This window comes from Rhodococcus sp. NPDC060086 (assembly GCF_042730275.1).
In the GTDB taxonomy this organism is placed as follows: domain Bacteria; phylum Actinomycetota; class Actinomycetes; order Mycobacteriales; family Mycobacteriaceae; genus Rhodococcus.
This window is the reverse complement of record NZ_JBHWWZ010000058.1, coordinates 20,124-32,021: the sequence shown is the minus strand read 5'-3', so window position 1 is coordinate 32,021 and position 11,898 is coordinate 20,124. Positions and strand designations below refer to the sequence as shown.

The following is an 11,898-nucleotide window of genomic DNA, read 5'->3' as shown; positions in this document are numbered from 1 at the left end:
GGTGCCGGTCACAGACCGGCACCGCCCGACTCGCTCGATGGGAACTCTTTTTCTGGGAGCCGGCGCTCTGTCGATACCGGCGCCCGCGACCCGTTCGGCGATGACTGTTCCCGACCGGGGCGATTCGGTGATCAGCTGTTCACCCAACCCGTGATCAGGCCGCGCGCGATCGAGATCGAACCGGGCAGCAACAGCGGCGCCTCCTCCGAGGACGCCCAGTCGCCCGCCTCGAGTGCAGCACGGACGTCGTCGCGCGTGAACCATCGCGCCTCCGAGATCTCGCCGTCCAGGAACTCCACATTCTGTTCGGGATCCGCCACAGCGGAAAAACCGAGCATCAGCGAACGAGGAAACGGCCACGGCTGACTCCCGAGGTACTGCACGTCGCGGACGTCGACACCGACCTCTTCGCGGATCTCGCGCACCACACAGGCCTCGAGCGACTCCCCGGCCTCGACGAATCCTGCCAGCACGGAGAAACGGCGTTCGGGCCACGACGGTTGGCGGGCAAGCAGAACGCGGTCGCCACCGTCGTGCACCAAACAGATGATGGCCGGATCGGTTCGGGGGAATTCCTCGTGGCCGCTCACGGTGCTGATCCGCGACCATCCCGCGACGGTGGGTTCGGTGGGTGAACCGTCGACGGCGCTGAACGCGGCCTGGTCGTGCCAATTGAGCAGCGCCACCGCACTGACCATCAGATCGGCGTCGGCATCACCGAGATCTTCGCCGACACGGCGAAGGTCGGCGACCGTTCCGGTCTGTGCGAGCACGCGGACCGCCCACAGGTGCCGACCGTCGCGAATCCCGAGGAACACCGCGCCGGATACCGGTTCGGGCCCCAATTCGGTGGCATCGGCGAGGACGAGAATCGATCCGTCGACAGGCGCCTGGCCTCGGCGATCGATCCGCAGAAGCTTCGCGGTGACCCATCCGGCACGCAGTGCGTCGACGTCGGATCGCAGCTCTTCGGCACGCTCGACGACGGTGCGCGACAACAGCGGTGTCTCACCCAATGCGAAGGTCGTCACATCGTGCAGACTAACCGCGCATCGCTCCGGAAGCCGAACCGGACACCAGGCGGATGTACAGAAGCTTGTCGCCGGGCTCGATCGCATCGATCTCCGGAGAACCGATCCTCCACATGCGGCCGTCGCGCACCACCGCGAGAACGATGTCTTTGAGGTGCCGGGGCGAACCACCGACCTCGCTGTCGTCCACGTCGCGTTCCGCGATCGAGAAGCCCGCCTCGGGCGTCAGCAGATCTTCGATCATCTCGACGACGTTCGGGGTGGTGGTGGCGATGCCGAGGAGCCGGCCAGCTGTCTCGGACGAGATCACCACGGAGTCGGCACCCGACTGCCGGAGCAGATTGGTGTTCTCCGATTCACGGATCGCCGCAACGATCTTCGCCTTCGGTGCGATCTCGCGTGCACTGAGAGTCACCAGAACGGCGGTATCGTCCCGGTTCGCCGCGACGATCACCGCAGCAGCATGCTGGACGCCCGCGAGCCGCAGTACATCGGATTTGGTGGCCGAGCCCTGCACCGTGACGAGTCCTTGACGTTCCGCGGCTTCGAGCACGCGAGGATCGGTGTCCACCACCACGATCTCGGACGGGGGAACTCCGTCGCCGAGCATCGCGTCGACGGCTGTATGACCCTTGGTGCCGTAGCCGATGACGACGGTGTGATTACGCACGCGGCGCCTCCATCGCTGAATCTCGAATGCCTGTCGCGGAGTATTCGGCCGGACGGCATGTCGCACCGGCCAGAACGGCAGCATACGCGCAGAACCTTTAGTGTGACGCCATGTCCACACAACGTTCCCGCGGCCCGGCGCTGCGTCTCGCCGCACTCCTCGCAGGCGCAGGCGCCATGCACTTCGTCCGGCCCGCACCATTCGACAGCATCGTCCCGAAACAGTTGCCAGGCGAAGCGCGTACCTATACCTATGCGTCGGGTGTCGCCGAACTGGCGGTCGCAACGACACTTGCACTTCCCCGCACCCGCCGACTCGGCGGCACGCTGGCTGCCGCGTTGTTCATCGCTGTATTTCCCGCGAATGTGCAGATGGCGGTGAGCTGGCTTCGTAGCGACAAGGTCTCCTCCGCCGCGAAGGCCGCGGCCGCGGCCCGCCTTCCCCTGCAGATACCGCTCGTCACCGAAGCGTTGAAGGTCCGGCGCACAGCGCAGCATTGAGGTTGTCTACCGCACGTCGACATCACTCTCGTCCGTTTTCGGCGCCTGCCGACCGCACGAGCCGTTCGAGGGACTCGGCACCCGGCAGGTCGTCGGGTGCCACGGTCCGGCCCGTCCGCACATAGTGGAATGCCGCACGGACCTTGTCGAGCGGAAGCTCGGCAGTGCGCCCGGTGATCCGCGCGGTGCGCGCCGCCATCAACCTCGCCCATGCCAACCGGTAGGCAGCGAGCTGCATACCCACCGACGCGAGCTTGTCTGCGTCGGGTTCGGCACCGGTCTTCCAGTCGATCACCGTCCAGCCCCCATCCGGATCCTCGAACACCGCGTCGATCCGGCCGCGGATCACGGTGCCGGCCAAGGACGTTTCGAAGGGCACCTCCACCTCGACCGGGTTCCGGGTGGCCCACGGTGACCGCAGGAACGCCTCCTGCAGCCTGTCGAAGTCGGATTCGTCGCCGCCGTCGTCGTCGGCGCCGGGGAGTTCGTCGAGGTCGAGGAGCCTGGTCGCTCCGAAGCGGCGTTCGAGCCACGCGTGGAACGCGGTGCCGCGGCGTGCGAGCGGGTTGGGCCGGAACGGCAGAGGCCGGCGCAGACGCGCGGCCAGGGCATCGGGATCGGCGGCGAGGTCCACGAGCTGACTGACCGACAACTGCGCGGGCAACACCACTTCGGCGCCGAGTTCGGCGCGCTGGTCGCGTTCCGCCAGGAGTGCGTCGACGTCGGCGGCCCACTCGTCGGGATCGTCGTCGGGATCGTCGAGTGGGGCGGGTTCACCGGCGGCAACCGCGTCGAGGACGAGTGCGGCACCGCGTTCGACGTCGTCGCGGCGTGACCCGAGGGGGTCGCGGGGCCACGCGGCGCTGCGGGGTGTCTCGGTCATCGGATTGGCGGTGCCCGGCTCGGGTGCGGGTGCCCACTGCTCGATCACGCCGAGTTCGGGGCGTGCCGTCAGCAGTGCGTGTAGTTCCGTGAGGAACTCCGACGGGCCCTTGGGCTCCGACCCGGTATCGGCCCAATGGTGCCCGGACACGTACGCGGCCCGCTCGGTTCGGGTCAGCGCAACATAGAACAGTCTCCTGTCCTCATCGAGCTTGCGCCGTTTGAGGGCGTCCTTGTGTGCGCCGATCGCGTTCTCGAGTTCCTTACGGTCGAACAGATCGTCGAGTTCGAGCACGGGCACACCGTCGGTGCTCCCGCCCGGCTCGTCGCCCGGCTGCGCACGATCGCCGCGGAGTTGCGGCGGGAGTTCGGCGAGCGCGCCGAGCCAGGTCGAGATCCCGGTGGTCGACGGGAAGATGCCTGTGCTCACGTGAGGGACCGCCACGACCTGCCATTCGAGGCCCTTCGCCGAATGCACCGTCAGGATCTGCACTCGCTCCGGATCGACCTCGACCTCCCCCGGTGTGAGTCCCTGCTCGATCTCCTCGGCCGCCGACAAGTAGGCGAGCAGACCCGGCAGTGTCGCGTGGCCACGACCGGAGTAGGACGCGACCACGTCGGCGAATGCGTCGAGGTGCTCGCGACCGGCCACCCCACTGCGGCTGCCGACCCGGGCCTGCGCCTCGATGCCGATGCCGAGTACGCGTTCGACCTCTGCCACGAGTTCGGTCAAGGGCTGTCCCAGCCGCTCACGCAACGATGCGAGTTCGCGGGCGAGCGCCGTGATCCGTGCGAATCCGAACTTCGAATAGTGCTCTGGTCTACCGGGATCGGAGATCGCGTCGGCGAGGCCGGCCTGATCGGCGTACTCGCCGGGCAGAGCCGACTCGAGGGCATCGTCGAGTGCATCGAGATCGGTGACGGCGCCGGTGACACCGTGCCGGCCGGTGATCGCCAATTCTTGTGCCCGCCGCCACAGCGCACGCAGGTCGGCCGCGCCGAGCTGCCATCTGGCGCCGGTCAGAACTCGCACCGCGGCGCTACCGGCCATCGGGTCGGCGGCGAGACGCAGCATCGCGAGCACGTCGGCGACCTCGGGAGTGTGCAGGAGACCACCGAGGCCGACCACCTCGACCGGCAATCCGCGGGCGCGTAGCGCCTCGGCGATCGGGGCTGCGTCGGCGTTGCGGCGCACCAGGACCGCGGCCGTGGGCGGCGGTACGCCTTCGGCGCGCGCGGCCGCGTACTCTGCGGCGATCCGGTCGGCCACCCAGCCGCGCTCGGCGTCGACGTCGTTGTGCAGTGCGATCCGTACGTCGCCGGGAACCGCATCGGGGCGCGGCCTCAGCCTGCTCACGGCGACACCCCGTTCGCGCAATGGCTCGGACGACACGTTGGCGAGTTCGAGGGCTTCGGGAGGGTTGCGCCAGCTGGTCAGGAGTTCCAGCGTAGGTGCGGGTTCACCGTCGGGGAGCCTGAAGTCGGTGGCGAAGCGCGGAAGGTTCGCTGCCGAAGCACCGCGCCACCCGTAGATCGACTGCATCGGATCCCCCACGGCGGTGACCGCGAGGCCGCCGTCCCGGCCGCCGCCGAACAATGCGGACAGCAAGATCCGCTGGGCGTGCCCGGTGTCCTGGTACTCGTCGAGCAGAACCACGCGGAACCGCTCGCGTTCGCCTGCCCCGACTTCGGGGTGATCTCGGGCAACACGCGCCGCCAGCGACATCTGGCTACCGAAGTCGAGCGCGCCTTCACGGCGCAGAGTGTCGGCGAGTCGTTGCACCAGCGGGAGCAGGTGCACGCGGGCGTCCTGCGTCTCGAGGTAGCCGAGGAGAGTTTTCGAGGGCCCGCCGCGCTGTCCCGGTCCGCCCGGCAGCGTGTGAATCAGCTTGTCGAGATCGGTGTGGGCTTCGACCAGTTGTTCGGGGTCGATGAGGTGCTCGGCGAGCTGACCGGACAGTGCGAGGACCGTCTCGGTGACCGACGCGGGGTTCCGGTCGGTGTCGAGTTCGCCGTCCCACGCGCTGACCACCCGATGCGCAACCTGCCACAGTTCCGTTTCGGAGAGCAATGCCGCGGACGGTTCGATCGGCAGCAGCAGCCCGTGCTCGCCGAGCAGACGCCCGGCGTACGCGTGGTACGTCCCGACCTCGGGTTCGCTGCCCAGGATCCGAGTACGGAGACCACCGGTGGGGTCGAGGTCGCGGATCAGCGACGACCCCGCGAGCTTTGCGAGTCGCCGACGGATCCTGGTGGTCAACTGCTGTGCGGCCTTACGCGTGAAGGTCAGGCCGAGCACCTGTTCCGGCTGTACGAACCCGTTCGCGACGAGCCACACCACCCGCGCGGCCATGGTCTCGGTCTTGCCCGCGCCTGCACCTGCCACGACGAGGGCCGGCCCCATCGACGCCTCGATGACCGCGGTCTGTTCGGTGGTCGGGCGCGGTTGGCCGAGTGCCTCGGCGAGTTGCTCCGCGCTCACCCGGCTCATCCGGTCACCTGCCTTCCTTCATCGTGCGCGGGACAACTCGATCGGACCGGGCAGTGCCGGCATCCGTCGTTGACCTGCGCCAGGAACCGCGGGCCGCGGGTCGCGGCCGCCGCTTCGTGAATGACCTCGCGCCAGTGTTCGAGTCCCTCCTCGTCGAGGGGAGGCTGGACCCGCTGGGTGGCCCCTTCCTTGTTGTGCGGCTTGGCGACGAAGACCAACCGCGCACCGCCCGGAGTCGCGGCGGGTTCACCCTCGACTGCGCCCTCGGCGATCGCCACTTGATAGGCAGCCAGCTGCGCATGGTCGCGCGCGGCGTCTTTCGACACAGGGTTCTTCGCGGTCTTGACGTCGACCACGACGGGCCGCCCGTCCGCGTCGCGTTCGAGCCGGTCGATGCGGCCGCGCAGCCGTATCCGGGGGCCGCCCTCATCGCGGGGTTCGATCGTGCCGTCGACGGTGACCTCCACCCCCACTTCTTCGAGTTCGCCGCGAGTGCCCTGCAACCACGTCGAGAAGGTGTCGAGCATTTTGCGCGTCCGTTCGAGCTCACGTCGCGCATACCAGTCGGAACCGAGATCCACTGAACCCCATGCATTCTCGAGCGCTTGGTCGATTCGATCCGGGGGGATACGCCCCGCGAGCGCCTGCACGAGGGTGTGTACGAGGGTGCCGGTCACCGCGTGCGAGTTCGCACCGTCGGATCCGCCGTGTCGCTCGAACATCCAGCGCAGCGGGCACGTGACGAGCTGTTCGACGGTGGACGGCGACAGTCGGACCAGATCGTCGTCGGGCTCCCACAGCGGCAGCACCGTACTCGGGTCGGCTGTGCCGTACCACTTGTCGGGGTGTGCGCCCTGCACCCCTGCGCGGGCGAGCCTCGCGAGTTGCACGGCAGCTCGATGCACCCGGTCGGGCTCATGCTCGACGAGTACCGGATCGCACACGACGGAACGCAATTCCGCGACGAGCGCGGGCAAGGCGAGCACGCGGGTACGTACCTCGTCCGGCACTGCCGGCTGCTCGGCATCGTTCTCGCCATCGGATCCGAGGAGCTCGTCGACGAAGCGCGACCGCACGAGTTCGGTGTCGCCACCGACCGAGTCGACCGCAGTGACGAGCAGGCGGGTACGGGCGCGACTGCAGGCGACGAGGAACAGCCGTCGTTCGTCGGCGAGGAGCGGTGCCGTCCGCGAGAGCCTCGTCGTGGTGTCGTCGCCTCCGTCGGCGCCGGACACTGCGTCGATGAGCGCTTCGATACCGAGCAGGGTGCCACGCGCCCGCAAGCTCGGCCACAGCCCTTCTTGCACGCCGGCAACCACGACCACATCCCACTCCCGACCCGCCGCCGAGTGGGCGCTGAGGACGGTCACGGCCTCGGATTCGGCGGCAGCGCGGCTGCGCACCGTGCCGGGGATCTCCTGCTCGGTGAGATAGTCGACGAATCCGGCGATCTGGGCGCGTGGCAACCGATCGACGTAGTCGGCCGCCGCGTCGAACAGCGCGACCACTGCGTCGAGATCGCGGTCGGCCTGCGCACCGACCGGGCCACCGCGAGCGGAAGCCGCCACCCACCGACGTTCGAGGCCGGTCGCCTGCCACGCCGCCCACAGCACATCCTCGAGACCGCCGCCGCGCAACGACGCCGATCGCGCCTTGGCCACCACCGACAACGCCCGTTTCAGCGGCGCTGCCTCCACGTCGGTCAGGCCTCGCATCATCCGGTCGGACTCGGCCGAGTCCTCGATGAGCAACGTCCGGAGGATTTCCGCCGAGTCGCGGTCGCCGTCGGATGCCAGCTCGACACGGCGCACACCGCGTCGCAGCCGGCGCAGCGCTACCGGCTCGGCGCCACCGACCGGGCCCGACAGCAACGCGAGGGCTTCCTCGGGACCGAACCGGCGCTCGGACACCGCCCGCAGCACCAGGAGCATCCCGGCGACGCTGTGCTGCCGCGCCAGGGGCAGCTCGGACGCGGCAGTGGTCATCGGCACACCGGCTGCGAGGAGTGCCCGACGAAGCGGCGCGAGCACCCGCGGGACGGATCGGACGATCACGGCCATCTTCGACCACGGCACCTCGTCGATCAGATGAGCGCGGCGCAGGGTATCTGCGACGACGGCGGCTTCCTTCGCCTGCGACGACATGACCGCCACGCGCACGTGTCCGGTCTCGTCCGGGACGGTGGACACGGCGGCCGCGTCCTCGGAGACCGGAGGCTCGGGAACCGCAGCACCGCGGTGGGGCGGCAGTCCGGGAAGTCGTCCGGCGATCGCGCCGGTGACGGAGACGATCTCCGCTGCCGCGCGGAAGTCGGTTCCGAGGATGACGCGTCGCTGCGGGTCGTGCGAGGCCAGCCCGGTGAGGAACTCGGGATCGGCTCCGCGGAAGGTGAACACGCTCTGATCGGGGTCGCCCGCCACCGTGCTCGTGCGCGTACCCGCGCCGATGACCCGCACGAGGTGCGCGGCCTGCGGATCGAGATGCTGAGCGTCGTCGACGAGGAGGTGCCGTATGCGGGCGCGCTCAGCCGCCAACAGCTCCGGGTCGGTCGCGAACGCCGCGAGTGCTGCACCGACCAGTTCTGCGGCGTCGAGCGCCGGGGCGGTGGCTTCGGGAGCCTCGAGCCCCACAGCTCCGCGCAGGAGCATCACCTGCTCGTACCGTTGCGCGAACAACCCGGCAGCCACCCATTCGGGGCGCTCACGGCGCTCACCGAGTTCGATGAGGTCTTCGGGCCCCAGACCGCGCTCGTTGGCCCGCAACATCAGATCGCGCAGTTCCACGGCGAAACCGGTCATGCCGAGGGCGGGGCGGAGGCGTTCCGGCCACATCGTCGCACCGTCATCGATGTCGCCGCGCAACAGTTCACGCAGGACCGCGTCCTGCTCGGCACCCGTGATCAGCCGCGGCGGAGGGTTCCCGTGTGCGGACGCCTGCAGGCGCAGCACGGCGAACGCATACGAATGCACCGTGCGAACGAGCGGCTCGCGGGTGGCCCGCGGGTCGGTCGCGGCACCTGCGCTCAGCAGCCCCGCGGTGATCTCCTCGCGCACCGCGGTGGCCGCACGCCGGGAGTGGGTGAGCACGAGCACCGAGTCGGGTTGGGCACCGGACGCGATGCGATGCACCGCGAGGTCCACGAGCAGGGAGGACTTCCCGGTGCCCGGACCGCCGAGGATCTGCCACGGCCGCCACTGCGGTGCGGGTGGGGCATCGGCGAAGACCTGCTGTACCTCGTGCGGCCACTCCCGGGTCGCGGACGCTTCTTCCGGCCGTCGGACGAGTCGCGCGGCGGTGCGCCGCGGGCGCTCGGGAGCGCCCCTCGGCCCCGTACGGAGATCGGCGTCGGTCATACCGGTATCCCAGCAGACGGGTCCGACAACTCCGTGCACGGCCTGCCCTCGCACGCTGTCGTCCCCAACTGCCATAGTGAGCGAGGTGAGCGCCTCTGCACCGCCCCTCCACACGCACTTGTTCGGACCTGTCGACGGCCCGCCGGTGCTCGCCCTGCACGGCCTGACCGGCCACGGCAGGCGCTGGCAGAACCTGGCCGATCGCTACCTCCCCGACCTCCGCGTGATCGCGCCGGATCTACGGGGGCACGGCCGGTCTCCGTGGGCGCCCCCGTGGAGCTTCGAATCCCACGTTTCGGACCTGCTGGGTGTCCTCGACGCACACACCCGCGAACCGGTCACTGTGGTGGGGCATTCGTTCGGCGGTGCACTGGCGCTGCACCTCGCCGCCGCAGCACCCGGCCGGGTCCGCGCGCTGGTTCTGCTCGATCCCGCGATCTCGCTGCCGTCCGACCGCCTGCTCGAGGTCGCCGATCTCACCGTGCGCTTCCCCGACTACACCGACGAGGCCGAGGCCCGCTCCGAGAAGGTGCACGGCGATTGGGGTGAGGTGGCCTCGGAACTTCTCGACGCGGAGATCGCCGAGCATCTCGTCGCACTCGACTCCGGCCGGGTGAATTGGCGTTACTGCGTGCCGGCTCTGGTGGCGTCGTGGGGCGAACTGGCACGCGAGTTCGTGCTGCCGGCCGGCCACGTTCCGACAGTCCTGGCACGCGCAGGCAAGGTCCACCCCGCCTACACGTCGGATGCGTTCCGCGCGGCACTGGCCGACCGGCTCGGCTCCCACCTGACGATGCTCGAACTCGACTGCGACCACATGATCGACCAGGCGATGCCCGCGACCGCGGCAGAACTGGTCAGGAAGGTGCTGTAGGCATGGTCACCACGGACGCTCAGATCGAGCATGTGCGCGCACTCGTCGCATCGATTCCCGCCGGGTCCGTGGCGACCTACGGAGACATCGCCGATGCGGCGGGTCTGTCCAGTCCACGCACCGTGGGGTGGATCATGCGGACCGACAGTTCCGACCTGCCATGGCACCGGGTGGTCCCGGCGTCGGGCAAACCTGTCGCCCATCTGGCCCGTCGCCAGCTGGCCGGGCTCGAGCTCGAAGGCACACCGATCACCGGTGATCGGATCGACATGTCGCGTGCGCGCCACCGTTTCTGACGGGCACCCACACGTTCTCGGGGGATGTCGGGCAGCATGAGGGCATGTCCACGCTGACCGAATCCGAGGCCGTCATCGTCGCGGGAGGACGAGCCACCCGCATGGGTGGTATCGACAAGCCCGCACTCGTCGTTGCGGGCCGATCGATGCTCGACGCTGCAATCGCCGCGGTGGAAGGATTCGCCCGCATCACGGTAGTGGGCCCACGCCGCGACGATCTCGATCCCGCTGTCGTCCAGGTTCAGGAGTCGCCGGCAGGCGGCGGGCCGGTCGCTGCCCTCGCCGCTGCCCGTCCCACGGCAGAGGTCGTCGTGACTCTCGCAGCCGACCTCCCGTTCGTCTCCGCCGAATCGATCGTTGCTCTGATCGGCACGCTCGATACTGCACCCGACGCGGATGCGGCCTTCGCCGTCGACAGCAGCGGGAAGATTCAGTTCCTCCTCGCCGTGTGGCGCGGGCCCGCGCTCGCCGCACGCCTGGCGGCACTCGGACCCGATCCGTCCGATCAGCCGATGAAAGCGCTGCTGCCGGAGCATTACGTCACGGCGGTCGTACCCGGGACCGCGGACTGCGACACACCCGACGATCTACATCGCGCCCGCGCCGCTGCGAACTCGTCGGTGGACCCGAACGAAGCACGCAGGATCGTTCGAGAGGCTCAGCACCCGTTACCGGTTCGCAGCATTGCACCCCGCGAGGCCTTCGGGACCACGCTCGCTGCCCCACTCGTCGCCGCTGCGCCGCTGCCACCGGCTGCGACGTCCGCCATGGACGGATACGCGGTGTCCGGAAACAGCCCGTGGACACTGCGGACGGAGATTCGATACGCAGGCGCCGTGGGTGAATTCGCACTGAAGTCCGGGGAGGCCGCCCGCATCGCCACCGGCGCACACCTACCGTCGGGTGCGACGTCGGTGGTGCGCGACGAGTACGTCGTCGTCGAGGACGGGATCGTCACACGACTCCCGGACGCTCCGGTGCGTGACGACTTCCGCCGTATCGGCGAGGAATGGGAATCCGGAGTCGTGCTGGCGGAAGCAGGCTCGGCCGTCACGCCCGCGATCGTCTCCACGGCAACGAGCGGTGAGGTGTCGCGCATCGACGTGCGTGGCCCCGCGCGGGTCCACGTCGCGCTCACCGGCGACGAGATCCGTCGCAGCGGACCACTACACGAGGGACAGACCCGCGATTCGCTCGGGCCGATCCTTCCGCAGTTCGTGTCGTGGTGCGGTGCGGACGTGGCCGGAGGTGGGCATCTTCGCGACACGGCCGACGCGTTCGACGTCCTGCTGCGTACGACCACCGACGCCGACGTGATCGTGATCGTCGGTGCAACCGGTCGTGGGGCGGCGGATCAGCTGCGCGGTGCGCTCGCGCGCGCGGACGCCTCGGTCGTCGTCGAACGCGTGCGGTGCAAGCCGGGTGGATCCCAGGTCGCGGCCGTGCTTCCGGATGGCCGAGCGGTTCTCGGGCTTCCGGGCAATCCTGTGGCGGCGCTGTCGACCCTGCTCGTGATGTTGCCCTCGATCGTCGACGGGCGAACGCTCCGCACATCGGCAACACCGCTGACGGCACCGTTGGAGAACGCATCGGACGTGACCGGCGACATCACCCGCTTCCTCCCTGCCCGACAACTATCCGACGGGAAGTGGTTGTGCGACAACACTGTTCGGACTTCACACCTCGCCGGCCTCATCGGCCGTTCCGCGATTGCCCTGGTGCCGCCGAATGCCGCCGACGGCGACTCGGTCGAGCTGTTGCCACTCCCCCGCTGACTGTCGCTGCCACCTTGCTCATAGCC

At 69.3% G+C, this 11,898-nt stretch carries 7 protein-coding genes and 1 pseudogene; 4 read left to right on the top strand and 4 right to left on the bottom strand.

Annotation, left to right across the window (positions count from 1 at the left end; translation table 11 throughout):
• Positions 1-131: 131 nt before the first annotated feature.
• Together nudC and ACFWB0_RS22690 are read right to left on the bottom strand one after the other, a co-directional pair.
• Positions 132-1,031: an NAD(+) diphosphatase gene (gene nudC / locus ACFWB0_RS22695; RefSeq protein ID WP_378492650.1), complete on the bottom strand. Its 900-nt coding sequence runs from the start codon at positions 1,029-1,031 to the stop codon at positions 132-134.
• 10 nt (positions 1,032-1,041) lie between these two features.
• Positions 1,042-1,737, bottom strand: a pseudogene (locus ACFWB0_RS22690) (potassium channel family protein); the annotation flags it as partial.
• Positions 1,738-1,811: 74 nt separating this feature from the next.
• Between ACFWB0_RS22690 and ACFWB0_RS22685 the strand changes: the two are divergent.
• Positions 1,812-2,201, top strand: a complete 390-nt coding sequence (locus tag ACFWB0_RS22685; RefSeq protein ID WP_378492649.1) for a hypothetical protein — start codon at positions 1,812-1,814, stop codon at positions 2,199-2,201.
• 22 nt (positions 2,202-2,223) lie between these two features.
• On the opposite strand, the gene ACFWB0_RS22680 is transcribed toward ACFWB0_RS22685, so the two are convergent.
• Positions 2,224-5,574 carry an ATP-dependent helicase gene (locus tag ACFWB0_RS22680; protein ID WP_378492648.1) on the bottom strand — a complete coding sequence of 1,117 codons (3,351 nt, stop codon included), beginning with the start codon at positions 5,572-5,574 and terminating at the stop codon, positions 2,224-2,226.
• On the bottom strand, positions 5,571-8,927 hold the full coding sequence (locus ACFWB0_RS22675; protein WP_378492647.1) for an ATP-dependent helicase: 3,357 nt from the start codon (positions 8,925-8,927) through the stop codon (positions 5,571-5,573). Before ACFWB0_RS22675 ends, ACFWB0_RS22680 begins: the two co-directional genes overlap by 4 nt.
• Before the next feature lie 85 nt (positions 8,928-9,012).
• Between ACFWB0_RS22675 and ACFWB0_RS22670 the strand changes: the two genes are divergently transcribed.
• From ACFWB0_RS22670 to ACFWB0_RS22660, 3 genes are read left to right on the top strand one after another with little or no spacing between them, the layout of a single operon-like run.
• Positions 9,013-9,801 carry an alpha/beta fold hydrolase gene (locus tag ACFWB0_RS22670; RefSeq protein WP_378492646.1) on the top strand — a complete coding sequence of 263 codons (789 nt, stop codon included), beginning with the start codon at positions 9,013-9,015 and terminating at the stop codon, positions 9,799-9,801.
• Positions 9,802-9,803: 2 nt separating this feature from the next.
• Positions 9,804-10,097 carry an MGMT family protein gene (locus tag ACFWB0_RS22665; RefSeq protein WP_378492645.1) on the top strand — a complete coding sequence of 98 codons (294 nt, stop codon included), beginning with the start codon at positions 9,804-9,806 and terminating at the stop codon, positions 10,095-10,097.
• A 44-nt stretch (positions 10,098-10,141) separates the two neighbouring features.
• On the top strand, positions 10,142-11,872 hold the full coding sequence (locus ACFWB0_RS22660; protein WP_378492644.1) for an NTP transferase domain-containing protein: 1,731 nt from the start codon (positions 10,142-10,144) through the stop codon (positions 11,870-11,872).
• The last annotated feature ends 26 nt before the right edge of the window (positions 11,873-11,898 follow it).

Coding starts and splice junctions, on each gene's coding strand:
- ACFWB0_RS22685 (WP_378492649.1), top strand. CDS start 1,812: ATGTCCACACAACGTTCCCGCGGCCCGGCGCTGCGTCTCGCCGCACTC.
- ACFWB0_RS22680 (WP_378492648.1), bottom strand. CDS start 5,574: ATGAGCCGGGTGAGCGCGGAGCAACTCGCCGAGGCACTCGGCCAACCG.
- ACFWB0_RS22675 (WP_378492647.1), bottom strand. CDS start 8,927: ATGACCGACGCCGATCTCCGTACGGGGCCGAGGGGCGCTCCCGAGCGC.
- ACFWB0_RS22665 (WP_378492645.1), top strand. CDS start 9,804: ATGGTCACCACGGACGCTCAGATCGAGCATGTGCGCGCACTCGTCGCA.
- ACFWB0_RS22660 (WP_378492644.1), top strand. CDS start 10,142: ATGTCCACGCTGACCGAATCCGAGGCCGTCATCGTCGCGGGAGGACGA.